The following is a 26,126-nucleotide window of genomic DNA, read 5'->3' as shown; positions in this document are numbered from 1 at the left end:
ACCACCGACTCCCCCCCCCCGCCCCCGACGCGCGCCCGGCCCGCGGCGCGGGCGGCGCGGGGCCGGCGCGGGGGGGCGGGGCCCAGGGCCCGGCCCCGGGGGCGCACCCGGCCGCCGCCGAGTCCACCGCGCTGCTGCTCGCCGGGGCCCGGCTCACGGACGGCCGTACGGTCGACGTCCGCCTCGGCGGTGGCCTGATCCAGGCCGTCGGCCCCGCCGGCAGCCTGCCCTCGGCGGCGCTGGCCCGGGTGGACCTGTCCGGCTTCCTGCTGCTGCCCGCCCCCGCCGAGCCGCACGCCCACGGGGACACCGCCCTGACCGCCGACGCCGAAGGGCCCGTCTCGTACGCGCCGGACCAGGTGCAGCGCCGGGCCACCGAGGCCGCCCTGCTCCAGCTCGGTCACGGCGCGACGGCCCTGCGCTCGCACGTCCGGATCGGCGGTGTGCACGGCCTCGGGGCGCTGGAGGCCGTACTCGCCGCCCGCCGCTCGCTGCGCGGGCTCGCCGATCTGACCGCGGTGGCCGCGCCCCGGCTGCTGACCGGGACCGCGGGCGCGGACGGGCTCGCCCTGCTGCGGGACGCGGTCAAGATGGGCGCCTCGGTCATCGGTGGCTGCCCGGACCTCGATCCGGACCCGGCCGGCTTCCTGGAGGCCGTGCTGGAGCTCGCCGCCGAGCACGGCTGCCCCGTGGACCTGCACACGGACGGTGACGACCCCGGCTGGCTGGCCCGGCTCGCCGCGATGGCCTGCGGGATGCGGCCGGGCGTGGCGATCGGCCCGTGCGGCGGGCTGTCCCGGCTCCCGCTGGACGTGGCCCACCGGACCGCCGACCGGCTGGCCGCGGCCGGCGTACGGGTGACCTGCCTGCCGCAGGGCGACTGTGCGGCCCTGGAGCGGCGGGGCCTGCGCACCGCGCCCGTACGGCTGCTGCGTGCCGCCGGGGTGCGGGTCGCGGCCGGTAGCGGGGCGCTGCGCGACGCCGGCAACCCGGTCGGCCGGGGCGACCCCCTGGAGGCCGCGTACCTGCTGGCTTCCCAGGGCGGGCTGCGTCCGGGGGAGGCCTACGACGCGGTGAGCACCACCGCCCGGGAGGCGATGGGCCTGCCGGAGGTGCGGGTGGAGGCCGGCTTCCCGGCGGAGCTGCTCGCGGTGCGCGGGGAGCGGCTCGCGGGGGTGCTGTCCCTCGCGTACAGCCGGATCGTGATCCACCGCGGGCGGGTCGTCGCCCGGACGAGCGCCGTGCGGGAGTACTGCGACTCGGCGGTCGCGGTGGCCCTGGACCTGCCCCGGCAGGGCCGTATGGAGCCGGGCCCCTGAGCGTCCGGCGGGCGTTCGCGGGCGGCCGGGCCCGGGTCGTCGTACGGTCGGCTCATGCGCATCGTCATCGCGGGTGGACACGGTCAGATCGCGCTGCGGCTGGAGCGGTTGCTCGCCGTGCGCGGATACGAGGTCGCGGGCATCATCCGCGACCGGACGCAGGGCGACGACCTGCGGGAGGCGGGCGCCGAACCGGTGCTGTGCGACCTGGAGTCGGCGACGGTCGAGCACGTGGCGGGCATCCTGCAGGGCGCGGACGCCGCGGTGTTCGCGGCGGGCGCGGGCCCGGGCAGCGGCATCGCCCGCAAGGACACGGTGGACCGGGCGGCGGCGGTGCTGTTCGCCGATGCGGCCGAACGGGCCGGGGTGCGGCGCTTCCTGATCGTGTCTTCGATGGGTGCGAACGCGCAGCACGAGGGCGACGAGGTGTTCGACGCCTATCTGCGGGCGAAGGGCGAGGCGGACGACCACGTCCGCACCCGCCTCGGCCTGGAGTGGACCGTTCTGCGCCCGGGGTCGCTGGTCGACGACCCCGGGACGGGGCTGGTGCGCCGGGAGGCGCACGCGGGCGGCGGCGCGGTGTCGCGCGACGACGTGGCGGCGGTGCTGGCGGAACTGCTCGAAACCCCGGCGACGGCGGGCCTGACCCTGGAACTGGTCGCGGGCTCGATTCCCGTCCCGGTGGCCGTCAAGGACGTCGCGGGCAACTGAGGGGGCCGGGAGGTGACGGACGGTGACAGTCGGTCAGAAGTCGGCGGCCACCTCGTCGCCCCCGGCGACCGACGCGCAGCCCGGATCGGGACGCCACTTTCACCCGCCCGGCCCACCGCTCACGGGCGCTCCGGGCGCCGCCCCCACGCGTCGCGCGGAGCGGAGTACGCGTCAGCGCGGATCACCCGAACGCCGAGCCGACCGCCCGTGCCTGCCGCGGCGGCCGGTCGTTGACCCGTGGCCAGTACCTGCGATTGCGAGGGAGACCCCGGATGAACGCCGACAAGCGCGCAGCCTTCGACGAGATCGACACCGATGGAGACGGATTCATCACCGCCGACGAATTCAAGGCGTCCCTCCAGGCCACCAGCACGAAGGTCTCCGACGAGAACGTCGAGGTGATCGTGCGGATGGCCGACGAGAACGGCGACAAGAAGATCACCTTCGACGAGTACGCCAAGTTCGCCCGCTGAGCCGACGCCCAAGGGCGGCCCCGGCCCCCATCGGCCCGCGGCCGCCCTTGGCGCTGCTATCCGTACCAGCAGTACGCCCCTCCCCCAAGCCCCCGACTGTCGCGTCCACCTGCGGCGTCACCGCAACGCAGAACGGCCCCCGATCCGCGTTTCCGCAGATCGGGGGCCGTTCTTTCCATGTGGCGGCGCCAGGATTCGAACCTGGGTAGGCTAAGCCGACGGATTTACAGTCCGCTCCCATTGGCCACTCGGGCACACCGCCATGGGACGTCACCTTCGAGACCGCTTTCCCGCGGTTCTCCCTGGCAACGACGTAAACAATACCCGATGCTCCGGGGTGCTTCGCCACCGGATTGATCAGCGCCGCCGGCGGGTCCGGTGGCTAGGCTTTGCGGAGCGGCCGGGTAGGCCCGCCGCCGCCCCTCCGGGGCACCCACAGCCGACTTCAAGGAGCCACAGCACATGGCCGACTCCAGTTTCGACATCGTCTCGAAGGTCGAGCGGCAGGAGGTCGACAACGCCCTCAACCAGGCCGCCAAGGAACTCTCGCAGCGCTACGACTTCAAGGGCACCGGCGCCTCCATCTCCTGGTCCGGCGAGAAGATCCTGATGGAGGCGAACTCGGAGGACCGGGTCAAGGCCGTCCTCGACGTGTTCGAGACCAAGCTGGTCAAGCGCGGGATCTCGCTGAAGGCGCTGGACGCCGGCGAGCCGCAGCTGTCCGGCAAGGAGTACAAGATCTTCGCCTCGATCCAGGAGGGCATCTCCCAGGAGAACGCCAAGAAGGTGGCGAAGATGATCCGCGACGAGGGCCCGAAGGGCGTCAAGGCGCAGGTCCAGGGTGAGGAGCTGCGCGTCAGCTCCAAGAGCCGCGACGACCTCCAGGCCGTCCAGGCGCTGCTGAAGGGCAAGGACCTGGACTTCGCGATCCAGTTCGTGAACTACCGCTGATCAAGGTCTCTGACCTGCGCAAACACGCTGGGCCGACGCTGGCAGGGCGCAACGGGGGCACATCGCCGAGGATCGTCTCGACGGCTGCCCGCGTTGTGTCCTCGTCAGACGTCGAGCAGTACGCGCTCGGCCTCGGTGCCGTCGAGGCCCGGGCGGCGGCCGCCCCGTCGGGCTGCTCGACGCTGACCTGTGCTGGCTGACTCATCCGGCGGCCCTCTCTGCCGTGCACGGCCGCCCGGAGAACTACTGGCCCGTGGTGGGGCAGGCTGCCTATGATCATCGCAAGCGGGGTCGTAGCACAGAGGTAGTGCGCCTACACAGCATGGAGGAGGACGCCGGTTCGAATCCGGCCGCCCCGCCCTTCAACCTTGAGGACCGCGGTTCCTCGGCTTGCCGTCGAGAGGGCCGGCAGAGCCGCATCCCGCCACCGCGGTCGAGCGGCTGCCAGCAACGTGCCGAGCGGCGAGCCAGCCAGCGCAGCGCCAGCGTGGGGCTTCGCTCTGCTGCTCGCCGGTGGGCTGCTCTCCGAGGCGCAGCCCTTCGCCCCGAACGGCGCGACGTTCGCAGTGTCAGCCGGCTGTCCCGGCATCCAGGAGGCCGCCCGCGGGCTCGTTCGGCAACCCAGTCTTCGCGGTCTGCGGCTGGTCGGAGGCGGCGCGCTGCGGGGGACGGGGAGCGTGGGGGACATGTGCCCCGCGTGCGCGGCGTGTGCGCCCGGGAGGCTTCCGGTGGGGGCTTGGGCTGTGGGGTGCGCGCCCGCCAGGCTGGGGCCATCCGTTGCCACCCGCCACCGCGTCAGGGGGTCTCGTTATGCCTTGGGCCGACACCTTCCGCGAGGACTTCGGGGCTTCCGTCGTCGTCGCGCTGGTCGCCTTGCCGCTGTGCGTCGGGGTGGCGGTCGCCTCCGGGGTGCCGGCCGAGTGGGGGATCGTCACCGGCGTGGTCGGCGGGCTGGTCACCGGCTGGTTCCGGGGCAGCGCGCTCCAGGTGAGCGGGCCGGCCGCCGGGCTGACGGTGCTCGTGTACGAGGCGGTGACCACGCACGGCCTGGCCGCGCTCGGGGTGCTGGTGCTGGTCGCCGGGATGCTGCAGGTGGGGATGGGGGTGCTGCGGCTCGGGCGCTGGTTCCGGGCGATCTCCGTCGCGGTCGTGCAGGGGATGCTGGCCGGGATCGGGCTCGTGCTGATCGCCTCGCAGTTGTACGCGGTGGGCGGGGTGCCGGCGCCCGGGGGGACGTGGGAGAAGCTGGGGGCGGCCCCGGCACTGGCCGGGCAGGCCGACTGGACGGCGGTGGCACTGGGGGCCGGGACCATCGCGGTGATCGTGGGCTGGCGGCGGATGCCGGCGCGGCTGCGGCTGGTGCCGGGCGCGCTCGTGGGGGTGGTGGCCGCGACGGCCCTCTGCGTGCTGCTGCGGCTGCCGGTGCAGAAGGTGCGGGTGGAGGGGGTCGTGGAGGCCGTGGCGCCGCCCGGCTGGGGCGCGTTCGGGGTGCTGGCGTCGGCGGGGGCCGTCGGGACGGTGATCGCCCTGGCGCTGATCGCGTCCGCGGAGACGCTGTTCAGCGCGGCCGCCGTGGACCGGATGCACGACGGGCCGCGGACCCACTACGACCGGGAGCTCGTGGCCCAGGGTGTCGGCAACACCGTGTGCGGACTGCTGGGGGCGCTGCCGATGACCGCGGTGATCGTGCGCAGCGCCGCCAATGTGGAGGCGGGGGCGCGCACCCGTGCGGCCCGGGTGATGCACGGCGCCTGGCTGCTGCTGTTCGCGGTGGCGCTGCCGCAGCTGCTGGCGGCGGTGCCGCTGGCGGCGCTGGCCGGGGTGCTGCTGCATGCGGGCTGGAAGCTGCTGCCGGGCCGGGCGGTGGCCGCGCTGTGGCGGACGCACCGGGGCGAGGCCGTGGTGCTGGTGGCGACCGCGGCCGCGATCGTGGCCACGAACCTCTTCGAGGGGGTGCTGGTCGGGTTGGGCATCGCTATCGCGAAGGCGGCCTGGGAGACCTCCCACGTGCACGTCGAGCAGGTGGCGGAGGAGGGCGGGGAGCTGTGCGTACGGGTCCTGGGGAACGCCAGTTTCCTGCGGCTGCCGAAGCTGCTCGACGCGTTGGACGCGCTGCCGGCCGGGCAGCCGGTGCGGCTGGACCTGAGCGGGCTGCGCCACCTGGACCACGCCTGCCTGACGGCCCTGCACGGGTGGGAGCGCGGTCGGGCCGCGCTGGCCGGCCGCGAGGGCGTCGGCTGACCGGCACGCCGTTCGGCGGCGCGGGTCGGCCCCCTCCGGGCGAGTTCCCTCCGGGGCGAGTTCCCTCCGGGTCAGGTCCCGTCCGGGTCCGGGCGCTTCGGGGTGTCGTCGCGCGCCGAGTCGTAGCCGACGAAGTACGTGGGACGGCGCTGGACGGCGGTGTAGATGCGGCCGATGTACTCGCCCAGCAGGCCCACGCAGATCAGTTGGATGCCGCCGAGGAAGAGCATGGCGACGAACAGCGAGGTCCAGCCGGGCACCGTCCTTCCGGCCAGGAAGACCCCGAGCGAGACGGCGATCATCACGAGGCAGGCGAGGAAGCTGACCACGCCGAGCCAGGTGGCGAGCCGCAGCGGGGCCGCGGAGAAGTTCGTGATCCCGTCGACGGCGAGCCGGATCATCTTGCTCAGCGGGTACTTGGTCTCGCCGGCGACCCGTTCGCCCCGCCGGTAGGTGACCTGGCCGCTGGGGAAGCCGAGCCAGGGCACGAGCAGGCGGTAGACCTGGTGCTGGTCGGGCAGGGACGTGAGGGCGTCCACGGCCTCGCGGCTGAGCAGCCGGAAGTCCCCGGCCTGGGCGGGCACCTGCTTGCCGACGAGGCGGCGCATCAGCCAGTAGTAGGCGCCTGCGGTGTGGCGTTTGAAGCCGGTGTCGGTGCTGCGGTCGGAGCGGACTCCGTAGACGATGTCGAGCTGCTGGGAGCGGGCCAGATCCAGCATCTCCGGGATCTTCTCCGGCGGGTCCTGGAGGTCGGCGTCGATGCTGGCGACGTACGCGCCGACGGCGCGGTGCAGGCCGGCGCGCAGGGCGGCCTGGTGGCCGGAGTTGCCGCGCAGCCGGACGATGCGCAGCTCGGGCCAGTCGGTGCGGAGCTTCTCCAGGAGTTCGGCGGTCCGGTCGGTGCTGCCGTCGTCGACGGCCACCACCTCGTACGCGACCCCGGTGCCCTCCAGTACCGGCCGGAGGCGTGCCACCAGGGCGGGAAGGGCTTCTTCCTCGTTGTACATCGGCACGATGACCGACAGGGTCGTGCCCGTGATCGCAGCCGACACTGGTTCTTCCTGCCCGTGGGTTGAGGCGGCGCCGTCGACCGGCTTACCGGGACGCGAACGGGGCGTCGGTGGGGACGATCTCGCGGCCCAGCGGGAGTAGGGAGAGCGGGACCATCTTGAAGTTGGCGATGCCGAACGGGATGCCGATGATCGTGATGCACAGCGCGATGCCGGTCGCGATGTGGCTCAGGGCCAGCCACCAGCCCGCCAGGAGGAGCCACAGCACGTTGCCCACGCAGGATCCGGCGCCCGCGTCACGACGCTCGACCGCGGTGTACCCGAAGGGCCACAGGGCGTAGACCGCGATGCGGAACGCGGCTATGCCGAACGGGATGCCGATGATGGTGATGCACAGCAGCACGCCGGCGAGGCAGTAGCCGAGGAACAGCCAGATGCCGCTGAGCACGAGCCAAATGACGTTGAGGATGGTCTTCACTGACTGCGGCCTGCCATCTGTTCGAGCCGGGCGATGCGCTCGGCCATCGGAGGGTGCGTGGAGAACATCTTAGAAAGGCCCGCGCCGGGGCGGAACGGATTGGCGATCATCATGTGGCTCGCGGTCTCCAGTCTGGGCTCGGGGGGCAGGGGGCGCTGTTTGACGCCGGCGTCGAGCTTGCGCAGGGCGTCGGCCAGGGCGAGCGGGTCTCCGGTGAGCTGGGCGCCGGAGGCGTCGGCCTCGTACTCGCGGGACCGGCTGATGGCCAGCTGGATCACGGAGGCGGCCAGCGGGCCCAGGATCATGATCAGCAGGAAGCCGAGGATGCCGGGGCCCTCGTCGTCGTCGGAGCGGCCGACCGGTATGAGCCAGGCGAAGTTCACCAGGAACATGATCACGGAGGCGAGGGCTCCGGCGACCGACGAGATGAGGATGTCGCGGTTGTAGACGTGGCTCAGTTCGTGGCCGATGACTCCGCGCAGCTCGCGCTCGTCGAGGAGGCGCAGGATCCCCTCGGTGCAGCAGACCGCGGCGTTGCGCGGGTTGCGGCCGGTGGCGAAGGCGTTCGGCGCGTCGGTGGGCGAGATGTAGAGCCGGGGCATGGGCTGGCGCGCGGACGTGGAGAGCTCGCGCACCATGCGGTAGAGCGCGGGGGCCTCGAACTCGCTCACGGGGCGGGCGCGCATCGCGCGTAGAGCCAGCTTGTCGCTGTTCCAGTACGCGTACGCGTTGGTGGCGAGGGCGACGATGACGGCGATGACCAGGCCGCCCCGTCCGAAGAGGCTCCCGATGAAGATGATGAGTGCGGACAGCCCGCCGAGGAGTACGGCGGTCTTCAGCCCGTTGTGCCGGCGGTGCACGGTACGCCCTCCAAATGGTGCGGCGGGGGACCTCGCGAGGGGCCCACGGTCCAGTGGACCCTTCCTTCCTGGTCAACGCGAGGTGAGGGCGTCTGGTTCCCGGCCGCGTGCCGTCGCGGCCGCCCCGGTGGCCGGGGCGGCGGGGCACGGGCGCGGGTTGCGCCGTCCGGGTGAGCCCGTCTCCCACGGGGCTGCGACGGCCTGCGGCCTACAGCGGGAAGAGGCCGCCCTCGGCGAAGCGCAGCACCAGCTGCGGGGCGCCGGACAGCACCACCGAGACGGCGGCGGTGATGGCGATCGCGACGACGACGGGCCACGGCGTGCCGGCCCGGCCCTCTGCGGCGCCCGTTGCCGCCCCTGCCGCCCCGGCGTCCGCCCCGGCGGCCGGGAGCGGCTCCGGCGCGCGGAAGAGCACGGCGGTCCAGCGCAGGTAGTAGTACAGGGCGATGACGACGTTGACGGCCATGAGGACGGCCAGCCAGCCCAGGCCCGCGTCCACCGCGGAGCCGAAGACGGCGACCTTGGCGAACAGGCCGATGATGCCGGGCGGCAGGCCGGCCAGGCAGAGCAGGAAGAAGGCCAGGGCGAGGGCGGCGGCGGGCCGCTCGGCGTACAGGCCGCGGTAGTCGTCGATCCGCTGCAGCGGCTTCGTGCGGCCCACGAGGGCGGCGACGGCGAAGGCGCCGAGGTTCACGGCGGCGTACATCAGGGCGTAGGCGACGGTGGAGCCGATCTGGTCGCGGTCGGAGTACGCGGCGGCGGCGATCGGGACGAGCAGGTAGCCGGCCTGCCCGACGGAGGACCAGGCGAGCAGCCGTACGGCGCCGCCGGGCCGGTCGGCGGACTGGCGCAGCGCGGCGGCGTTGCCGAGCGTCATGGTCAGCGCGGCGAGGACGGCGAGGGCGGGGCCCCAGATGTCGGAGTACGCCGGGAAGGCGATGACGGTGACGAGGATGAGGCCGGTGAAGCCGACGGCCTTGCCGATCACGGACAGGTAGCCGGCGACGGGCAGCGGCGCGCCGACGTAGGTGTCCGGCACCCAGAAGTGGAAGGGCACGGCCGCGGTCTTGAAGGCGAAGCCGACGAGGGTGAGCGCGACACCGGCCATGGCGAGGGTGTCGAGCTGCCCGGGGACGTCCTCCAGCCGGTCGGCGACCTGGACCAGGTGCAGGGAGCCGGTGGCGGCGTACACGAGGCTGATGCCGAACAGGGAGACGGCGGTGGCCGTGACGGAGGAGAGGAAGAACTTGAGGGCGGCCTCGGAGGAGAGCCGGTCGCCGCGGCGCATGCCGACGAGGGCGAAGGCGGGCAGGGAGGCGACCTCCAGGGCGACGATCAGCGTGGCGAGGTCGCGGGAGGCGGGGAGCAGGGCCGCGCCGGCGGCGGAGGACAGCAGCAGGAACCAGTACTCGCCGGCCGGCATGCGCGCGTCGCGGACGGCGGTGACCGACAGCAGGGCGGTGACCAGGGCGCCGGCCAGCACGAGGAACTGGATGACCAGCGTGAAGTGGTCGGCGGTGTAGCTGCAGGCGGCCGGGTCGCCGGTGAGGCAGAACGTGGCCCGGTCGCCGGCGCGCAGCGGCAGCAGGGAGACGGTGGCGGCGGCGAGGCCGGCGAGGGAGGCCCAGCCGAGCAGCGGCTTGCGGTGCTCGGCCAGGAAGAGGTCGGCGACGAGCACGATCAGGGCGACCGCGGCGGGGATGACCACCGGCATGATCGCGAGCCAGTCGACGCTCTGGACCAGGCTCGCCGCGGGCCCACCGGCGGCAGTGGCCGAGACGGTGGCGGTGGCCGTGGCGGTGGCCGTGTACAGGGCCGTCATGCGTTGCCTCCTGCGAGGAGCTTCTGGACGGCCGGATCGGTGAGGCCGAGGAGGACCGCGGGCCACAGGCCGGCGAGGACGGTGAGGGCGACGAGCGGGGTCCAGGCCGCGAACTCGTACCCCTGGACGTCCGCGAGGGCGGGCACGGCGCCGGCCCCGGTCCGCGGCTGCTGAGCGGGGTCGCCCATGCACACCCGGCGTACGACGATCAGCAGGTAGGCGGCGGTGAGCAGGGTGCCGAAGGCGCCGAGGGCCATCCAGGTGAGGAAGGCGGGCCGGGACAGCCCCTCGGCCGGGTCGAAGGCGCCGAACAGGGCCAGCATCTCGCCCCAGAACCCGGCGAGGCCGGGCAGGCCGAGGGAGGCGACGGCGGCGAAGGCCAGCAGTGCGCCGAGGCGGGGGGCGCGGCCGTAGAGGGCGGCGCCGGTGGCTCCGGCGAGGGTGTCGAGGTCGGCGGTTCCGTAGCGGTCCTTGAGGGCGCCGACGAGGAAGAAGAGCAGGCCGGTGATCAGGCCGTGCGCGATGTTGGCGAACAGGGCGCCGTTGACCCCGGTCGGCGTCATGGAGGCGATGCCGAGGAGGACGAAGCCCATGTGGCCGACGGAGGAGTAGGCGATGAGCCGCTTGAGGTCGCCCTTGTTGCCGCGGCGGGCGAGCCACAGGCAGGCGAGGGATCCGTAGACGATGCCGACGGCCGCGAACGCGCCCAGGTACGGGGCGAGGGCGGCCATGCCCTCGGGGGTGGCCGGCAGCAGGATGCGGACGAACCCGTAGGTGCCCATCTTGAGCAGGACGCCGGCCAGCAGGACGGAGCCGACGGTGGGGGCGGCGGTGTGGGCGTCGGGCAGCCAGCTGTGCAGCGGCCACATCGGGGTCTTCACGGCGAGGCCGATGCCGATGGAGAGGGCGGCCAGCAGCTGGGTGGTGCGCGTGAGCCCGCGGCCGTTGTCAGCGGCGAGTGCCACCATGTCGAACGTGCCGCTGTTCAGGCCGATCAGCAGCAGGCCGAGCAGCATGACCACGGAGCCGAGGAGGGTGTACAGGATGAACTTCCAGGCGGCGGCCTGCCGCTGAGCACCGCCCCAGCGGGCGATGAGGAAGTACATCGGGATGAGGACCATCTCGAACGCGAGGAAGAACAGCAGCAGGTCGAGGACGGCGAAGGTCGCGAGGGTGCCGGACTCGAGGACGAGGAGCAGCGCGACGAAGGCCTTCGGGGAGGGGCCTGCGGGGAGCTTGAAGTAGCTGTACAGCGCGCAGAGGAAGAACAGCAGCGCGGTCATCACGAGGAGGGGGAGCGAGATGCCGTCGATGCCGAGGTGGATCCGGACGTGCAGGGCCGGGATCCAGCTGATGTCCGTGGACGCCTGGAAGCGGGCGGGGGTGTCGTGGTCGAAGCCCGCGGCGAGGGCGAGCGCGGCGACGAGGACCGCGCCGGTCACGGTCACGCCGTGGCGGAGCACGGCCTGTTCGGGGCTCTTGCCCTTCAGTCCGGGCGGGGCCGGCAGCAGGGCCGCGGCGGCGCCGAGGAGCGGTGCGGCCACGGCGAACACCAGGAGGAACTGCATCACGGTCGGGCTGATATCGATCACGGCTGACTCACGGCTCACGATCCGGCGTTGACGTTGGCGAGGACGGCGGTGGCGATCGCCAGCACCACGGCTCCGGCGAACAGGGCGCTCAGGTAGCTCTGCACGTTGCCCGTCTGGGCGCGGCGGACGAGGCTGCCGAGGAGCCGGGGGCCGGCTCCCGCGCCGCTGACGTACGTGTCCACGACCTCGCGGTCGAGGAAGCGGACGAGGCCGGCGGCCGCGCGGACGGGGCGGACGAAGAGCCGGTCGTAGACGGCGTCGAGGTGGAAGCCGGCGGCGGCGTGCCGGTGGAGCGGTCCGAGCAGCGCGCGCCCGGGGTCGGGGGCGGGGCCGGCCGGGACGGCGGGGTGGTCGTGGGTCACCTCGGCGACCTCGGGGGTCTCGGCGGCGGATTCCGCGGCGGCGACGGCCGCGGGCACGGCGGCTTCCCGGTAGGCGCCGGCGGCGGCCCGGGCGGCGGCGCGCTGCCACAGGGCGTGGGTCAGCACGGCGCCGACGACGGCGACACCGGTCCCCAGCAGTGTGGTGGTCAGGGTCGGGGTGAGCCGCCCGCTGTCGAACCAGTCGGCGAGCGGGACGGCGGCGAGGCCGAAGGCGATCGAGGGGATGGCCAGCAGCCACAGCACGCCCGTCATGGCGAAGGGCTCCTTGCCGTGGTCGGGGGCGGGGGCGCCCTTGCCGCGGAAGGCCATCAGCCACAGCCGGGTGGCGTAGGCGGCGGTGAGCAGCGCGGTCAGCAGTCCGGCGACGAGCACGAGCCAGCCGACGGCGCCGGGTACGGACTCGGTGTGCCCGGCCGCGGCCTGCTCGGCGGCGACGAGGACGGCTTCCTTGGAGAAGAAGCCGGCGAACGGCGGGATCGCGGCGAGCGCGAGCAGGCCGATCGTCATGGTCCAGAAGGCGTCGGGGATGCGCTTCGCGAGGCCGTCCATCCGGGACATGGCGGCCAGGGAGTTGGTGCCGGCGGCGTGGATGATCACGCCGGCGCCGAGGAAGAGGAGCGCCTTGAACGCGCCGTGGGACAGCAGGTGGAAGACGGCGGCGCCGCGGTCTGCGACGGCGAGGGCGCCGGTCATGTAGCCGAGCTGCCCGATGGTGGAGTAGGCGAGGACGCGTTTGACGTCGTCCTGGGCCAGGGCGGCGAGGCCCGAGCCGATCATGGTGACGGCCGCCATGGCGGCCATCACGATCAGGGTGGCCGCGGAGGCCGTGAACACGGGCAGCAGCCGGGCGATGAAGTACACGCCGGCGGCGACCATCGTCGCGGCGTGGATCAGCGCGGAGACCGGGGTAGGGCCGGCCATGGCGTCGGGCAGCCAGGTGTGCAGCGGGACCTGCGCGGACTTGCCGGCCACGCCGGCGAGCAGGAGCAGCGCGGTCAGCGTCGGGTGGTCGAGCCGGCCCTCGCCGACGGCGTTCAGGACCTCGGTGATCCGGAAGGAGCCGGCGTCGGTGGCGAGGGCGAACAGGCCGATGAGGAAGGGGACGTCGCCGAGCTTGGTGACGAGGAAGGCCTTCAGGGACGCGGAGCGGGCCGCTTCGGTCTCCCAGTAGTGCCCGACGAGGAAGTAGGAGCAGATGCCCATGATTTCCCAGCCGACCAGCAGCACCATCAGGTCGCCGGTGTAGACGACGACCAGCATGGCGGCGGTGAACAGGGAGACCAGGGCGGCGTACGAGGGGTAGCGCGGGTCCTCGCGCAGGTACGCCGTCGAGTACAGCTGGACGCAGGTGGAGACGACACCGACGAGGACGGCGGTCAGCACGGCGAAGCCGTCCAGGTACAGCGACAGGTCGATCGGCACGGAGCCGGTCGGGGTGAGCCGGGTCGCGGTCTCGATGGGCTGTCCGCCGCCCTGCCGGACGGCGACGAGCACGGCCAGGACGGCGGAGGCCAGGGCGGGGAGGACGGCGAGCGGCCGGACGAAGCCGGGGGCGGTGCGACCGAGGAGGAGTCCCGCGACGGCGCCCAGGAAGGGCAGGAGGGGGACGAGGACGGCGAGGGTCGTGGTGCTCACGCGGTGGCCTCACTCCGGGAGTGCGGGGTGTCGGCGGGGACGGGCTCGTGGCCCTCGACGGTGTCGCGCAGCTTGTCGACGTCCGAGGTGCCGCGGTTGCGGTACACCATGAGCACGATCGCGAGGCCGATGCCGATCTCGGCGGCGGCGATGGCGATGGTGAAGAGGGTGAGGGCCTGGCCGGCGTGCAGGGTGTCGCGGAGCCAGACGTCGAAGGCCACCAGGTTGAGGTTGACGGCGTTGAGCATCAGCTCGACGGACATCAGGACCAGGATGGCGTTGCGGCGTGCGAGGACGCCGTACAGGCCGGTGCAGAACAGCAGCGCCGCGAGCACGGCGGGGTAGGCGAGGTGCATCAGCGCGTCCCCTCGTCGCTGGTGGCGGCGGTGGCGGTGGCTGCGGTGGCGCCGGTGGCTGCGGTGGCTGCGGTGGCTCCAGGGGCCTCGGTGTCCTTGCGGGACAGCACGATGGCGCCGATGAGGGCCGCGAGGAGGAGGACGGAGAGCGCCTCGAAGGGCAGCACCCAGTGCTGGAAGAGGATCTCGCCGGAGACCTTCGTGGAGCCCTGGACCGGCCCGTCGAGGTCGATCCAGGTGGTGCGGAAGGCGTCGACGACGACCCAGACGAGGGTGGTGGCCGCGACGGCGGCGACGCCGAGCGCGACCCACCGGTTGCCGGAGTCGGCGTCCGGGGAGCGGCCGATGGGCGCCCTGGTGAGCATCAGCCCGAACAGCAGCAGGACGACGACGGAGCCGAGGTAGATCAGGACCTGGACCCAGGCGATGAACTCGGCGGTGAGCAGCAGGTACTCCACGGCGATCCCGCCGAGCGCGACGACCAGCCACAGGGCGGCGTGGACGAGCTGGCGGGTGGTGACCGTGATGACGGCCGCGCCGAGGGTGGCGAGGCCGACGAGGAGGAAGGCGATCTCGACACCGGTCGGGGACAGGAACCCGCGGTCGGTCGTGGCCGTCGCGGCGGCGGCCAGGGTGGTGGCTGCGGGGGTCACGCGTCTGCCTCCCCAAAAGTCGGCCCGTCGGTCTCGGGCGCGGCGGGTCCGGCGGCCTCGGCGGCTGCCTCGGCGGCGGCAGCGGCCGCGGCGGCTTCGGCCTTCTCCGCCGCCTTGCGGGCGGCGGCGAGCTCCTTGGGCTCCTCGGCGGCCGGGTCCAGGGCGGGCGGGGCCGGGACGGTCCACATCCACTGGCGCAGCTTGTCGCGCTCGTGGGTCAGTTCGAGGATGTCGGTCTCCGCGTACTCGAACTCCGGCGACCAGAACAGGGCGTCGAAGGGGCACACCTCGATGCAGATGCCGCAGTACATGCACAGGGAGAAGTCGATCGCGAAGCGGTCGAGGACGTTGCGGCTGCGCTCGCGGCCGCCGGGGGTGGCGGCGGGGACCGTCTCCTTGTGGGAGTCGATGTAGATGCACCAGTCGGGGCACTCGCGGGCGCACAGCATGCACACGGTGCAGTTCTCCTCGAACAGGCCGATGACCCCGCGGGTGCGGGGCGGCAGTTCGGGCTGCACGTCGGGGTACTGGGCGGTGTGCGAGCGCTTCGTCATCGTGCGCAGTGTGACGGCGAGGCCCTTGGCGAGGCCGGATCCAGGGATGGGCATCAGCTGATCGCCACCTTCACGATGCCGGTGAGCGCGATCTGGGCGAGCGCGAGCGGGATGAGTGTGGTCCAGGCGAGCTTCTGGAGCTGGTCCTCGCGCAGTCGCGGGTAGCTGACGCGCAGCCAGATCACGACGAAGGCGAGGACCGCGGTCTTCAGCAAGGTCCAGCCCCAGCCGCCGCCGAAGGGCCCGTGCCAGCCGCCGAGGAAGAGGACGGTGGTCAGGGCGCACAGCACGACGATGCCGGCGTACTCGGCGAGCAGGAACAGGGCGAAGCGGAGGCCCGTGTACTCGGTGTACGCGCCAAAGATGATCTCGGAGTCGGCGACGGGCATGTCGAAGGGCGGGCGCTGGAGTTCGGCGAGGCCGGCGGTGAAGAAGACGAGCGCGCCGACGATCTGCCAGGGCAGCCACCACCACTCGAAGGCGTCGACGATGCCGGGTAGGGACACGGTCCCGGCGGCCATCGCGACGGAGGCGGCGGCGAGCAGCATGGGCAGCTCGTACGCGAGCAGCTGGGCGGCGGTGCGCAGGCCCCCGAGCAGGGAGAACTTGTTGGCGGAGGCCCAGCCGGCCATCAGGCTGCCGAGGACGCCGACGCCCATGACGGCGAGGACGAAGAACAGGCCCGCGTCGATGACCTGGCCGACCGCGCCTTCGCCGGGCCCGACGGGGATGGCGATGAGGACGAGGAGGTAGGGCAGCAGGGCGACGGCCGGGGCGAGCTGGAAGATGCGGCGGTCGGCCTGGGCCGGGACCACGTCCTCCTTCTGCGCGAACTTCACGCCGTCGGCGACGAGCTGGGCCCAGCCGTGGAAGCCGCCGGCGTACATGGGGCCGAGTCGGCCCTGCATGTGCGCCATCACCTTGTGCTCGGTCTGCCCGACGACGAGCGGGAGCACGAGGAAGACGGCGAAGACGACGAGCAGCCGCAGGGCGACGTCGAGTACGTCGTTCACGCGTCGCCTCCGGTGTCTCCGTTGTCAGGGGTGGTGTCGGGGGTGGTGTCGGGGGTGGTGTCCGTGCCGGGTTCGGCCTTGCGGGGTCGCCCGGCCGGCGGTTCTTCCTCGTCGAAGGCGGGCTTCGGATCGTGCCAGGGGGCGTCCGAGCTCCGCCGGACCAGCGGTTTGCGCTCGTCGCCCGCGTCCCCGGCGCCGGTCGGCGCGGCGGCCTGGCTCGCGGAGCCGTCGGCGGCGGACCGGGTGCGCCGCGGGGGCCGTACCGGAGCCTCGGCGCCCGCATCCGGAGCAGCAGCGCCCGTGGCAGCGGCGTCGGCCGGCGCGGGCGCCGCCTGACTGACCGAGCCGTCGGCGGTGGAACGCGTACGGCGCGCCGGCCGCGCCGGAGCCTGCGCTCCCGCTCCCGCCCCCGCTTCCGCAGCGGCACCGGCCGTGGGCGCCGCCTGGCTCGCGGAGCCGTCCGCGGCGGACCGGGTACGCCGTACCGGCCGCGCGGCCGGGGCCTCGGCGGCCGCGTCCGGAGCGGCGGTCCCGGCGGGTCCGGCGGTCCCGGCGGGCGCGGCGGGCGCGGCGGTCCCGGCGGTCCCGGCGGTTTCCGCGGTCTGGCCGACGGATCCCTGCGCCGCCGAGCGGGTCCGCCGGACCGGGGCGCCCTCGCGCGGGGTCCGGGCGGCCGCTCCCGCGGCGCGGGGCGTGCGCGTCGGGCGGGCCGGGGCGGGCGGGAGCTGGCCCTTGAGCGGCCCCCAGTCGTTGGGGTCGGGGACGCCCGGCGGCAGCATCTGGCGCCGCTTGGGGCCGCCTTCGGCCTCGGCGCCCTCGCCCGGCTCCTTGGCGCCGGGCCAGGCCTTGGCGACGCGCGCGGCGAGGACGAAGTCCTTGCGCAGCGGGTGCCCCTCGAAGTTCTCGGGCAGCAGCAGCGGCACCAGGTGGGGGTGGTCGGTGAAGACGACCCCGAACATCTCGAAGGTCTCGCGCTCGTGCCAGGCCGCTCCCGCGTAGACCGCGACGGCGGACGGCAGGGAGGGCGCCGTGTGGGGGACGGTCGTGCGCAGCAGCAGCCGGCGTACGCGGCGGTCCTCCAGCGACACCACGTGCGCGCACACGCGGAAGCCGGTACCCGGCTCGTCGACGGCGCTCAGCCAGTCGAAGTAGGTGCAGCCCAGCTTGTCCCGGGCGATCTCCAGGGCGGGGATCCAGCTGCCGACGGGCACGTCGACCGTGAGGACGTCGTACGCGACCTCGGCCACGGCCTCCGGCCCGAAGACGGTCGCGGCGGCGTCGGGGAGCGAGTCGTAGAGGTTCATGCGCCGGCTCCCGGGGCGGGCGGGGGCGTGACCAGGCCGCTGGTGAGCTGTGCGACCGACGGCCCCTGCGTGTAGCGCTCGGCGAGCGACTCCCGGGCGATCTTCTCCTGGAGCTTGAGGATGCCTTGGAGCAGCGCCTCCGGTCGGGGCGGGCAGCCGGGCACGTAGACGTCGACGGGGATGATCTGGTCGACGCCCTTGGTGACGGAGTACGAGTCCCAGTACGGGCCGCCGCAGTTGGAGCAGGCGCCGAAGGAGATGACGTACTTCGGTTCCGGCATCTGCTCGTACAGCCGCTTCACGGCCGGGGCCATCTTGTCGGTGACCGTACCCGAGACGATCATCAGGTCGGCCTGGCGGGGGCCGGGCGCGAAGGGGATGACGCCGAGCCGGATGAAGTCGTGCCGGGCCATGGAGGCGGCGATGAACTCGATCGCGCAGCAGGCGAGGCCGAAGTTGAAGACCCACAGGCTGTAGCGGCGGCCCCAGTTCAGGACGACCTTCATCGGCTCGGGGGCCAGCCGGGACAGGACGCCGAGGCGGCGGGGCTCGGGCAGCAGCTGGGGCTCGGGTGTCACGTCCATTCCAGGACGCCCTTCTTGTACGCGTAGAGCAGGCCAACGGCCAGGAAGCCGAGGAAGACGAACATCTCCACGAGCGTGGTGGCGCCGTAGCCGTCGGCGGCGAAGACCGTCGCCCAGGGGAAGAGGAAGATCGAATCGACGGCGAAGATCACGTAGAGGAACGCGTAGACGTAGTAGCGGACCTGGGTGTGCGCCCAGCCCTCGCCCACCGGGTCGACGCCGCACTCGTACGTCAGCAGCTTCTCGGGGGTCGGGACGACCGGGCGCAGCAGGCGGCCCGCGCCGAAGGCGACGGCCACGAAGAGCACACCGAGGACGGCCAGCAGGCCGACGACCGAATAGCTCTGGAAATAGTCCGCCGCGAGCACGGTTACGGTCGATACCGTTGGGTCGGGCACGTCCGTTCCTCGCTCCTTGGCCACTGTCGACGATCTGGTACGGACGGGAGTCTAGGGCCTGCTTCACACGGGGTGGGGTTATCCCCCGTTTACCGCGGCCCGGCCTCCCCATGGCACCGGCCCGGCGGGATTGGCAGGCTGTGCCGCATGACCACGAGCAACCCGGCCCCCGACAACGACCGCCCTCCTCCCGTGCGCGCGCCCCTGGGAGCCGTGGCCTGGAAGGAGGTTGCCCATCTGTTGGGCAATCTCCCGGCCACGCTGTTCGGGTTCGTCTACACCCTGGCCGTGCTGTCGGTCGCGGGCGGTTTGTCCGTGACCGTGGTCGGCCTTCCGCTGCTCGCCCTCGGCCTGTCCGGATCTCGGCAGGTGGGACGACTGGAGCGGGCCCGGGCCCGGCTACTGCTCGGCGTGCGGGTGGAGGAGCCGACGCCGCTGCCGGGTCCGCGGCGGGCCGGCGGGTTCTTCCCCTGGCTGTTCAGCGCCGTCAAGGACCCGGTGGCCTGGCGGAGCGCACTGTACGAGCTGGTACGGCTGCCGTGGGGGGTGCTCACCTTCACGGTAACGCTGGTCGGCCTGGTCGTGCTGTGGCCGGTGCTGCCGTACGTGGCGCGGGCGCTGACCAACGTGGACCGGGCGCTGGTACGGGGCCTGCTGTCGCCCTCGGACGAGTTGGAGCGGCGGATCGCGCAGCTGGAGTCGGACCGGGGGGTGGTCGTGGACACCGCGGCCGCCGACCTGCGGCGCATCGAGCGGGACCTGCACGACGGGGCCCAGGCGCGGCTGGTGGCGCTGGCGATGGGACTGGGCCTGGCGAAGGAGAAGCTCGCCGAGGACCCGGACGCGGCGGCGGCGATGGTGGACGAGGCGCACGGCGAGGTGAAGCTGGCGCTGCAGGAGCTGCGCGACCTGGCGCGCGGGATCCACCCGGCGGTGCTCACCGACCGGGGCCTGGACGCCGCCCTGTCCTCCGTCGCCGCGCGCTGCACCGTCCCGGTCAGGGTCTGCGTCGACCTGCCCGAACGGCCCGCGGCCGCCATCGAGGGCATCGCCTACTTCACCGTCTCCGAACTCCTCCAGAACATCAGCAAGCACGCACGGGCGAACACGGCCGGGGTCGACCTGTGGAAGTCCGGGAGCCGGCTGCTGATCCAGGTCACCGACGACGGCCGCGGCGGGGCGGCGCCCTCCGGGGGGACGGGGATGGCGGGTCTCGCGGAGCGGCTGGGCGCCGTGGACGGGGTGTTCGTCGTGGACTCGCCGCCGGGGCGGGGGACGGTGGTCACGGCGGAGCTGCCGTGGCGGGCCCGCGGCTGAGTCCGTCGGTACGCGGTCCGAGGTGGGGTTAGCCCCCCTGCGGACAGGCCGACGTGCCGCATGGTCCGGCGGGGGCCGCGGGCGACAGGGTTGAGGGGTGACGGGCCGAGGGAAGGGCGGGCGGGAGATGGGCGGGCGGGAGATGGGCGGCACGGGCGGGCGGGAGATGGGCGGCGGCGACGCGACGGGAGGGGCGGCCGCGGGGGCCGCGGGCGCCGCGGTGCGCACGGGCTCGCACGGGACGGGCGGCCTCGGCCGGGTCCTGCGGGCCCCGGTCTCGGGACGGACCTGGCGGGAGTTCGGGTACCTGCTGCTCTCGCTGCCGCTGAGCACGGGGTACTTCTCGCTCGCGATCACGGGCCTGGCCCTGGGCGCCGGGCTGCTCGTCACCTTCCTCGGGGTGCCGGTGCTCGCCGGGGTGCTGCTGATGTGCCGCGGCTTCGGTCGGATCGAGCGGGCCCGGGCGCGCGGCCTGCTGGGGGCGTCCGTCGCGGCTCCGGAGCCGGTCCGGGCGCGCAAGGGCGGGGTGATCGGGGCCGTGGGGGCGCTGCTGGGCAGCGGGAGCGCCTGGCGGCACGCGCTGTACGCGGTGGTCCACTTCCCGTGGGCGGTGTTCGCGTTCTGCCTGGCGCTGGTGGTGTGGTCGTGCGCCTGGTCGCTCCTGCTGTACCCGCTGTGGTTCTGGGTCTTCCCGGCGTACACGGACCAGCCGGGGTTGCAGCTGTTCCAGAACGGCGACTACGCCTTCCACCTGGATTCGCCCGCGGAGATCGCCCTGTCCTTCCTGGCCGGGCTGCTCCTGACGCTGGCCGTGCCGGGGGTGTTCCGCGCGCTGACGACCGTCGACCGGCTCCTCGTGGCTCGGCTGCTCGGGCCGTCGCGGTTGGCCCACCGGGTGTCCGAGTTGGAGTCGGACCGGGGGGTGGTCGTGGACACCGCGGCCGCCGACCTGAGGCGCATCGAGCGGGACCTGCACGACGGGGCCCAGGCGCGGCTGGTGGCGCTGGCGATGGGGCTGGGCCTGGCGAAGGAGAAGCTCGCCGAGGACCCGGACGCGGCGGCGGCGATGGTGGACGAGGCGCACGGCGAGGTGAAGCTGGCGCTGCAGGAGCTGCGCGACCTGGCGCGCGGGATCCACCCGGCGGTGCTCACCGACCGGGGCCTGGACGCCGCCCTGTCCTCCGTCGCCTCGCGCTGCACCGTCCCGGTCAGGGTCTGCGTCGACCTGCCCGAACGGCCCGCGGCCGCCATCGAGGGCATCGCCTACTTCACCGTCTCCGAACTCCTCCAGAACATCAGCAAGCACGCACGGGCGAACACGGCCGGGGTCGACGTGTGGAAGTCCGGGAGCCGGCTGCTGATCCAGGTCACCGACGACGGTCGCGGCGGGGCGAGGCCCGGGACCGGGACCGGGGCCGGGGCCGGGGGCACCGGGCTGGCCGGGCTCACCGAGCGGCTGAACGCCGTGGACGGCGTGCTGGTCGTGGATTCCCCCGCCGGCGTCGGCACCACCGTCACCGCCGAGCTGCCCTGGCGCACGCGCTGAGCGCTCTGCCGGAGGTGCCGCGAGGGGCCGGCGGTCGTCTGCGGGCCCGTCGTGGCCGGTCGCGCAGTTCCCCGCGTCCCCTCGGGGCCCCCTCGGGGCGCTGCCGAACCGCCGTCGGCTCCGCCGCGGCCGCTGAGGCCGACCCTCCGGAAGATCCACATCCGTTTTCCTCCCGATCCGTACGCACCGCGTCCGCCCGCCGGGGCTGGAATGCTTGGCCCGGTCGGAGTACATCGCCGGAACGTGTGGACGCGGGAGCTGCTGAATCGTGGAAGACAGGGTGCGGGTGGTCATCGCCGAGGACTCGGTGCTGCTGCGGGAGGGTCTGACCCGCCTGCTGACCGACCGGGGGCATGACGTCGTCGCGGGCGTCGGGGATGCGGAGGCCCTGGTCAAGACGGTGGCGGAGCTCGCGGCGGAGGGTGCGCTGCCGGACGTGGTGGTCGCCGACGTGCGGATGCCGCCGACGCACACCGACGAGGGCGTCCGGGCCGCCGTACGGCTGCGGCGCGCGTACCCGGGCATCGGGGTGCTGGTGCTGTCGCAGTACGTGGAGGAGCAGTACGCCACCGAACTCCTGGCCGGATCCAGTACCGGGGTGGGGTACCTCCTCAAGGACCGGGTCGCGGACGTGCGGGAGTTCGTGGACGCGGTCGCCCGCGTGGCCAGGGGCGGCACGGCGCTGGACCCCGAGGTGGTCGCCCAGCTCCTCGGCCGCAGCCGTAAGCAGGACGTACTGACCGGGCTGACCCCCCGCGAGCGCGAGGTGCTGGGCCTGATGGCCGAGGGCCGGACCAATTCTGCGGTGGCCAAGCAGCTGGTGGTCAGCGACGGGGCGGTGGAGAAGCACGTCAGCAACATCTTCATGAAGCTCGGGCTGTCGCCGAGCGTGGGCGACCACCGCCGCGTCCTCGCGGTGCTGACCTACCTCCGGTCCTGACGGACGGCGGCCGGCGGCGGGCGGCCACGACCGCCGGCCGCCCCTCGGACCCCGCCCCGGACCCCACCTCCGCCCCGCCCCGCTCCCGCCGTCACCCCGGCCGGCCTTGTCCCGCCCTTGATCGACTGACACTCTGTCAGCCAGTGGAGTACTGCTTCCGGCCGCATCCCGCCGCACGGGGCTCACACCATCGGGCTCCCGTGCTTTCCCGCACGGCATCAGGAAACGGAATCCGGGAATCCCGGTGAATCCGGCGAAATCCCGCGGAATTCCGCCGGCCGACCGCCCCTCGGAAGATGGTCCGGAGTACGAACGTTTCCGATAAAGGCAGGCGTACCGACGTAGGGTTGGCCGTGGGAGCGGGAACGCCGAGCCTCGAAGGAGGTCCAGTTCAGTGACCAGCCAGGTCAGTAGCCCAGCCGAGCAGGCCGACGGGGCCGAGGGGGCCGAGACGGCCGTCCTCGGCGAGCAGCGGACGCCCCCGGGCCCGGGGGGCGGCAAGGAAGTGCGCCGCCTCGATCGGGTGATCATCCGGTTCGCGGGTGACTCGGGTGACGGTATGCAGCTCACCGGCGACCGGTTCACCTCGGAGACGGCGTCCTTCGGGAACGACCTCTCCACCCTGCCGAACTTCCCCGCCGAAATCCGCGCCCCGGCCGGAACCCTGCCGGGCGTCTCCTCGTTCCAGCTGCATTTCGCCGATCACGACATCCTGACGCCGGGCGACGCCCCGAACGTCCTGGTCGCGATGAATCCGGCGGCGCTGAAAGCGAACATCGGGGACGTGCCGCGCGGCGCGGACATCATCATCAATACCGATGAATTCACGAAGCGCCCGATGGCGAAGGTCGGATACGAGACCTCCCCGCTGGAGGACGGCTCGCTGGGCGCCTACAACATCCACCCCGTGCCGCTGACGACCCTGACGATCGAGGCGCTGAAGGACTTCGGGCTGTCCCGCAAGGAGGCCGAGCGCAGCAAGAACATGTTCGCGCTGGGCCTGCTCAGCTGGATGTACCACCGGCCGACCGAGGGCACGGAGTCGTTCCTGCGCCAGAAGTTCGCGAAGAAGCCCGTCATCGCGGAGGCGAACGTCGCCGCGTTCCGGGCGGGCTGGAACTTCGGCGAGACGACCGAGGACTTCGCGGTGTCCTACGAGGTGGCCCCGGCCACCCGCGCCTTCCCCACCGGCACCTACCGCAACATCTCCGGGAACCTGGCCCTGGCCTACGGCCTGATCGCCGCGAGCCGGCAGGCCGACCTGCCGCTCTACCTGGGCTCCTACCCGATCACCCCGGCCTCGGACATCCTGCACGAGCTGAGCCGGCACAAGAACTACGGCGTACGGACCTTCCAGGCCGAGGACGAGATCGCCGGCATCGGCGCGGCGCTGGGCGCGGCCTTCGGCGGCAGCCTCGGCGTGACGACCACGTCCGGGCCCGGTGTGGCGCTGAAGTCCGAGACGATCGGCCTCGCCGTCTCGCTGGAGCTGCCGCTGCTGATCGTGGACATCCAGCGCGGCGGCCCGTCCACGGGTCTGCCCACCAAGACGGAGCAGGCGGACCTGCTCCAGGCCATGTACGGGCGCAACGGCGAGGCCCCGGTGCCGGTGGTCGCCCCGCGCACGCCGGCGGACTGCTTCGACGCCGCGCTGGACGCGGCCCGGATCGCGCTGACGTACCGGACGCCGGTGTTCCTGCTCTCCGACGGGTACCTGGCCAACGGCTCCGAGCCGTGGCGGATCCCGGACGTGTCGGAGCTGCCGGACCTGCGGGTGCGGTTCGCGGCCGAACCCAACCACGAGCTGGCGGACGGGACCGAGGTCTTCTGGCCGTACAAGCGCGACCCGCAGACCCTGGCCCGCCCGTGGGCGGTCCCGGGCACCCCGGGCCTGGAGCACCGGATCGGCGGCATCGAGAAGCAGGACGGCACGGGCAACATCAGCTACGACCCGGCCAACCACGACCTGATGGTCCGCACCCGGCAGGCCAAGGTGGACGGCATCGACGTCCCCGACGTGAAGGTCGACGACCCGGACCGGGCCCGGACCCTGGTCATCGGCTGGGGCTCCACGTACGGCCCGATCACGGCCGCCGTCCGGCGGCTGCGGGCGGCCGGGCTGCCCATCGCGCAGGCCCACCTGCGCCATCTGAACCCCTTCCCGGGCAACCTCGGCGAGGTCCTGAGGAGCTACGACAAGGTGGTGGTGCCGGAGATGAACCTCGGGCAGCTCGCGACGCTGCTCCGCGCGAAGTACCTGGTCGCCGCGGAGTCGTACAACCAGGTCAACGGAATGCCGTTCAAGGCCGAGCAGCTCGCGAAGGTTCTGAAGGAGGCCGTCCATGACTGAGGTGACCGACGCACCGACCCTGCTCTCCCTGGTGCCGAAGGCCGCGGCCGGGCAGTCCATGAAGGACTTCAAGTCCGACCAGGAGGTCCGCTGGTGCCCGGGCTGCGGCGACTACGCGGTCCTGGCCGCGGTGCAGGGCTTCATGCCGGAGCTGGGACTGGCCCGGGAGAACATCGTCTTCGTCTCCGGGATCGGCTGCTCGTCCCGGTTCCCGTACTACATGAACACGTACGGGATGCACTCCATCCACGGCCGGGCCCCGGCCATCGCGACCGGGCTCGCCACCTCGCGCCGCGATCTGTCGGTATGGGTCATCACCGGTGACGGCGACGCCCTGTCCATCGGCGGGAACCACCTGATCCACGCCCTGCGGCGGAACGTCAACCTGAAGATCCTGCTGTTCAACAACCGGATCTACGGGCTGACCAAGGGGCAGTACTCCCCCACCTCCGAGCTCGGCAAGATCACCAAGTCGACGCCGATGGGCTCGCTGGACGCGCCCTTCAACCCGGTGTCCCTGGCCCTGGGCGCCGAGGCGTCCTTCGTGGCCCGCACCATCGACTCCGACCGCAAGCACCTGACCGAGGTGCTGCGGGCGGCCGCGGACCACCCGGGCACGGCGCTCGTGGAGATCTACCAGAACTGCAACATCTTCAACGACGGCGCGTTCGAGGCCCTGAAGGACAAGGACCGGGCCGAGGAGGCCGTGATCCGCCTGCAACACGGGCAGCCGATCCGCTTCGGCGCGGGCGGGCACAAGGGCGTCGTCCGCGATCCGGCGACCGGCGACCTGGAGGTCGTCGACGTGACCGCGGAGAACGAAGCGCGGATCCTGGTCCACGACGCGCACAGCGCCAGCCCGACCACCGCGTTCGCGCTGTCCCGGCTGGCCGACCCGGACACGCTGGACCAGACGCCGATCGGGGTGTTCCGCAGCGTGGAGCGGCCGGTCTACGACACGCTCATGGCCGAGCAGCTCGACACGGCGGTCGAGAACAAGGGCAAGGGCGACCTGGGCAGCCTGCTGGCCGGCAACGACACCTGGACGGTCGTCGGCTAGCGCGCATACCCGCGAACCGCACGCCGGCGCGGACCGCGCACCGGCTGAGGCCCGGAACTCCTCAGGAGTTCCGGGCCCCGTCGTACGCGGCCCGTGCCGCCTGCACCGCGGGGGTGCGCCGCTCGGTCCAGCGCGCCAGCGCCCACACCTGCTCGGCGGCCTCGCGCCCCAGCTCGGTCAGCGAGTAGTCCACGCGCGGCGGGATGACCGGCTTGGCGTCGCGCAGCAGGAAGCCGTCGCGCTCCAGCGTCTGGAGGGTCTGGGCGAGCATCTTCTCGCTGACCCCGCCGATCTCCCGGCGCAGCTCGCTGAAGCGGTACGAGCGCTTTACGAGGGCGGCGAGCACCAGCACGCCCCAGCGGCTGGTGACGTGCTCCAGGACCCCGCGGGAGGGGCACATCGGAGCCTTCACGCTCATGGCCGGGGCGGCGGCGGGCGGGTGCTGCTTGGGGGGTTCCCCATCACTTACTGCCATACCAGTACCTTACTTTGAAGTGGGTACTTACGAAAGGTTAGCGCTTTCCCTACGGTGGTGTCACAGCCAGAAACACCCCCAGAAACACCCACCAGACACAC

24 protein-coding genes and 2 tRNA genes are annotated in these 26,126 nt (G+C 73.1%); 11 read left to right on the top strand and 15 right to left on the bottom strand.

Going from position 1 to position 26,126, the window contains the following annotated elements; all coding sequences use genetic code 11:
• The first annotated feature begins 131 nt into the window (after nucleotides 1-131).
• From ACFVGY_RS08845 to ACFVGY_RS08835, 3 genes are all read left to right on the top strand, one after another.
• Nucleotides 132-1,319, top strand: a complete 1,188-nt coding sequence (locus ACFVGY_RS08845) for an amidohydrolase family protein (RefSeq protein ID WP_385673439.1) — start codon at nucleotides 132-134, stop codon at nucleotides 1,317-1,319.
• Between the two features lie 54 nt (nucleotides 1,320-1,373).
• Nucleotides 1,374-2,030 (top strand): NAD(P)H-binding protein, encoded by a 657-nt coding sequence (locus ACFVGY_RS08840; protein WP_385673198.1) that lies wholly within the window; start codon nucleotides 1,374-1,376, stop codon nucleotides 2,028-2,030.
• 272 nt (nucleotides 2,031-2,302) lie between these two features.
• Nucleotides 2,303-2,503 (top strand): EF-hand domain-containing protein, encoded by a 201-nt coding sequence (locus tag ACFVGY_RS08835; RefSeq protein WP_385673195.1) that lies wholly within the window; start codon nucleotides 2,303-2,305, stop codon nucleotides 2,501-2,503.
• Nucleotides 2,504-2,683: 180 nt separating this feature from the next.
• Here the strand turns inward: ACFVGY_RS08835 and ACFVGY_RS08830 are convergent.
• Nucleotides 2,684-2,765, bottom strand: a tRNA-Tyr gene (locus tag ACFVGY_RS08830).
• 200 nt (nucleotides 2,766-2,965) lie between these two features.
• Here ACFVGY_RS08830 and ACFVGY_RS08825 point away from each other — a divergent pair.
• The 3 genes from ACFVGY_RS08825 to ACFVGY_RS08815 all read left to right on the top strand — a co-directional run bounded on the left by ACFVGY_RS08825 (nucleotide 2,966) and on the right by ACFVGY_RS08815 (nucleotide 5,695).
• Entirely contained in the window at nucleotides 2,966-3,454 is a 489-nt protein-coding gene (locus ACFVGY_RS08825; protein WP_360624110.1) for a YajQ family cyclic di-GMP-binding protein, read from the top strand.
• Nucleotides 3,455-3,739: 285 nt separating this feature from the next.
• Nucleotides 3,740-3,814 (top strand) — tRNA-Ala (locus ACFVGY_RS08820).
• A gap of 450 nt (nucleotides 3,815-4,264) precedes the next feature.
• Nucleotides 4,265-5,695: a SulP family inorganic anion transporter gene (locus ACFVGY_RS08815; protein ID WP_385673192.1), complete on the top strand. Its 1,431-nt coding sequence runs from the start codon at nucleotides 4,265-4,267 to the stop codon at nucleotides 5,693-5,695.
• Between the two features lie 71 nt (nucleotides 5,696-5,766).
• On the opposite strand, the gene ACFVGY_RS08810 is transcribed toward ACFVGY_RS08815, so the two are convergent.
• The 13 genes from ACFVGY_RS08810 to ACFVGY_RS08750 form a co-directional block, all read right to left on the bottom strand.
• Entirely contained in the window at nucleotides 5,767-6,747 is a 981-nt protein-coding gene (locus ACFVGY_RS08810; protein ID WP_385673188.1) for a glycosyltransferase family 2 protein, read from the bottom strand.
• Nucleotides 6,748-6,790: 43 nt separating this feature from the next.
• Complete coding sequence (locus tag ACFVGY_RS08805; RefSeq protein WP_385673185.1) at nucleotides 6,791-7,183, bottom strand: YccF domain-containing protein; 393 nt, start codon at nucleotides 7,181-7,183, stop codon at nucleotides 6,791-6,793.
• Nucleotides 7,180-8,043 (bottom strand): zinc metalloprotease HtpX, encoded by an 864-nt coding sequence (gene htpX / locus ACFVGY_RS08800; RefSeq protein WP_385673182.1) that lies wholly within the window; start codon nucleotides 8,041-8,043, stop codon nucleotides 7,180-7,182. Before htpX ends, ACFVGY_RS08805 begins: the two co-directional genes overlap by 4 nt.
• Nucleotides 8,044-8,251: 208 nt before the next feature.
• Nucleotides 8,252-9,865, bottom strand: coding sequence for an NADH-quinone oxidoreductase subunit N (locus ACFVGY_RS08795; RefSeq protein WP_385673179.1), 1,614 nt, complete (start codon nucleotides 9,863-9,865; stop codon nucleotides 8,252-8,254).
• The gene (locus ACFVGY_RS08790) at nucleotides 9,862-11,433 is read right to left on the bottom strand and encodes a NuoM family protein (RefSeq protein ID WP_385673436.1); all 1,572 of its coding nucleotides are present in this window, start codon (nucleotides 11,431-11,433) and stop codon (nucleotides 9,862-9,864) included. The genes ACFVGY_RS08795 and ACFVGY_RS08790 overlap by 4 nt, the downstream gene beginning before the upstream one ends.
• Nucleotides 11,434-11,471: 38 nt before the next feature.
• Entirely contained in the window at nucleotides 11,472-13,475 is a 2,004-nt protein-coding gene (locus ACFVGY_RS08785; protein ID WP_385673176.1) for an NADH-quinone oxidoreductase subunit L, read from the bottom strand.
• The gene (gene nuoK, locus ACFVGY_RS08780; RefSeq protein WP_385673173.1) at nucleotides 13,472-13,831 is read right to left on the bottom strand and encodes an NADH-quinone oxidoreductase subunit NuoK; all 360 of its coding nucleotides are present in this window, start codon (nucleotides 13,829-13,831) and stop codon (nucleotides 13,472-13,474) included. The genes ACFVGY_RS08785 and nuoK overlap by 4 nt, the downstream gene beginning before the upstream one ends.
• Nucleotides 13,831-14,484 carry an NADH-quinone oxidoreductase subunit J gene (locus tag ACFVGY_RS08775; protein ID WP_385673170.1) on the bottom strand — a complete coding sequence of 218 codons (654 nt, stop codon included), beginning with the start codon at nucleotides 14,482-14,484 and terminating at the stop codon, nucleotides 13,831-13,833. Before ACFVGY_RS08775 ends, nuoK begins: the two co-directional genes overlap by 1 nt.
• A complete protein-coding gene (locus ACFVGY_RS08770) occupies nucleotides 14,481-15,095 on the bottom strand; it encodes a NuoI/complex I 23 kDa subunit family protein (RefSeq protein WP_385673433.1) in 615 nt (204 codons plus the stop codon). The genes ACFVGY_RS08775 and ACFVGY_RS08770 overlap by 4 nt, the downstream gene beginning before the upstream one ends.
• Nucleotides 15,092-16,051, bottom strand: coding sequence for an NADH-quinone oxidoreductase subunit H (locus ACFVGY_RS08765; RefSeq protein ID WP_385673166.1), 960 nt, complete (start codon nucleotides 16,049-16,051; stop codon nucleotides 15,092-15,094). Before ACFVGY_RS08765 ends, ACFVGY_RS08770 begins: the two co-directional genes overlap by 4 nt.
• Nucleotides 16,048-17,355, bottom strand: a complete 1,308-nt coding sequence (locus ACFVGY_RS08760) for an NADH-quinone oxidoreductase subunit C (RefSeq protein WP_385673163.1) — start codon at nucleotides 17,353-17,355, stop codon at nucleotides 16,048-16,050. Before ACFVGY_RS08760 ends, ACFVGY_RS08765 begins: the two co-directional genes overlap by 4 nt.
• On the bottom strand, nucleotides 17,352-17,939 hold the full coding sequence (locus ACFVGY_RS08755) for an NADH-quinone oxidoreductase subunit B (protein ID WP_385673160.1): 588 nt from the start codon (nucleotides 17,937-17,939) through the stop codon (nucleotides 17,352-17,354). The genes ACFVGY_RS08760 and ACFVGY_RS08755 overlap by 4 nt, the downstream gene beginning before the upstream one ends.
• Nucleotides 17,930-18,337 carry an NADH-quinone oxidoreductase subunit A gene (locus tag ACFVGY_RS08750; RefSeq protein ID WP_385673158.1) on the bottom strand — a complete coding sequence of 136 codons (408 nt, stop codon included), beginning with the start codon at nucleotides 18,335-18,337 and terminating at the stop codon, nucleotides 17,930-17,932. The genes ACFVGY_RS08755 and ACFVGY_RS08750 overlap by 10 nt, the downstream gene beginning before the upstream one ends.
• Nucleotides 18,338-18,484: 147 nt before the next feature.
• Here ACFVGY_RS08750 and ACFVGY_RS08745 point away from each other — a divergent pair, with 147 nt between their 5' ends.
• The 5 genes from ACFVGY_RS08745 (at nucleotide 18,485) to ACFVGY_RS08725 (ending at nucleotide 25,550) form a co-directional block, all read left to right on the top strand.
• Complete coding sequence (locus ACFVGY_RS08745) at nucleotides 18,485-19,654, top strand: sensor histidine kinase (protein ID WP_385673155.1); 1,170 nt, start codon at nucleotides 18,485-18,487, stop codon at nucleotides 19,652-19,654.
• A gap of 142 nt (nucleotides 19,655-19,796) precedes the next feature.
• Nucleotides 19,797-21,200, top strand: a complete 1,404-nt coding sequence (locus tag ACFVGY_RS08740) for a sensor histidine kinase (RefSeq protein ID WP_385673431.1) — start codon at nucleotides 19,797-19,799, stop codon at nucleotides 21,198-21,200.
• Nucleotides 21,201-21,480: 280 nt separating this feature from the next.
• On the top strand, nucleotides 21,481-22,140 hold the full coding sequence (locus ACFVGY_RS08735) for a LuxR C-terminal-related transcriptional regulator (protein WP_385673429.1): 660 nt from the start codon (nucleotides 21,481-21,483) through the stop codon (nucleotides 22,138-22,140).
• Nucleotides 22,141-22,534: 394 nt separating this feature from the next.
• Nucleotides 22,535-24,490, top strand: a complete 1,956-nt coding sequence (locus tag ACFVGY_RS08730; RefSeq protein ID WP_385673152.1) for a 2-oxoacid:acceptor oxidoreductase subunit alpha — start codon at nucleotides 22,535-22,537, stop codon at nucleotides 24,488-24,490.
• Complete coding sequence (locus tag ACFVGY_RS08725; RefSeq protein ID WP_385673149.1) at nucleotides 24,483-25,550, top strand: 2-oxoacid:ferredoxin oxidoreductase subunit beta; 1,068 nt, start codon at nucleotides 24,483-24,485, stop codon at nucleotides 25,548-25,550. The genes ACFVGY_RS08730 and ACFVGY_RS08725 overlap by 8 nt, the downstream gene beginning before the upstream one ends.
• A gap of 61 nt (nucleotides 25,551-25,611) precedes the next feature.
• Here ACFVGY_RS08725 and ACFVGY_RS08720 read toward each other — a convergent pair whose 3' ends face one another.
• Entirely contained in the window at nucleotides 25,612-25,968 is a 357-nt protein-coding gene (locus tag ACFVGY_RS08720) for a winged helix-turn-helix transcriptional regulator (RefSeq protein WP_385673426.1), read from the bottom strand.
• Nucleotides 25,969-26,126 lie beyond the last annotated feature (158 nt).

Source organism: Streptomyces sp. NPDC127106, assembly GCF_042677605.1.
Classification (GTDB): domain Bacteria; phylum Actinomycetota; class Actinomycetes; order Streptomycetales; family Streptomycetaceae; genus Streptomyces.
Note: the sequence above shows the minus strand (reverse complement) of the source record. Positions and strands in the feature narration are given on the sequence as shown.

Coding starts and splice junctions, on each gene's coding strand:
- ACFVGY_RS08840 (WP_385673198.1), top strand. CDS start 1,374: ATGCGCATCGTCATCGCGGGTGGACACGGTCAGATCGCGCTGCGGCTG.
- ACFVGY_RS08835 (WP_385673195.1), top strand. CDS start 2,303: ATGAACGCCGACAAGCGCGCAGCCTTCGACGAGATCGACACCGATGGA.
- ACFVGY_RS08825 (WP_360624110.1), top strand. CDS start 2,966: ATGGCCGACTCCAGTTTCGACATCGTCTCGAAGGTCGAGCGGCAGGAG.
- ACFVGY_RS08815 (WP_385673192.1), top strand. CDS start 4,265: ATGCCTTGGGCCGACACCTTCCGCGAGGACTTCGGGGCTTCCGTCGTC.
- ACFVGY_RS08795 (WP_385673179.1), bottom strand. CDS start 9,865: ATGACGGCCCTGTACACGGCCACCGCCACGGCCACCGCCACCGTCTCG.
- ACFVGY_RS08790 (WP_385673436.1), bottom strand. CDS start 11,433: ATGCAGTTCCTCCTGGTGTTCGCCGTGGCCGCACCGCTCCTCGGCGCC.
- nuoK (WP_385673173.1), bottom strand. CDS start 13,831: ATGCACCTCGCCTACCCCGCCGTGCTCGCGGCGCTGCTGTTCTGCACC.
- ACFVGY_RS08760 (WP_385673163.1), bottom strand. CDS start 17,355: ATGAACCTCTACGACTCGCTCCCCGACGCCGCCGCGACCGTCTTCGGG.
- ACFVGY_RS08755 (WP_385673160.1), bottom strand. CDS start 17,939: ATGGACGTGACACCCGAGCCCCAGCTGCTGCCCGAGCCCCGCCGCCTC.
- ACFVGY_RS08745 (WP_385673155.1), top strand. CDS start 18,485: ATGACCACGAGCAACCCGGCCCCCGACAACGACCGCCCTCCTCCCGTG.
- ACFVGY_RS08740 (WP_385673431.1), top strand. CDS start 19,797: ATGGGCGGCACGGGCGGGCGGGAGATGGGCGGCGGCGACGCGACGGGA.
- ACFVGY_RS08725 (WP_385673149.1), top strand. CDS start 24,483: ATGACTGAGGTGACCGACGCACCGACCCTGCTCTCCCTGGTGCCGAAG.
- ACFVGY_RS08720 (WP_385673426.1), bottom strand. CDS start 25,968: ATGAGCGTGAAGGCTCCGATGTGCCCCTCCCGCGGGGTCCTGGAGCAC.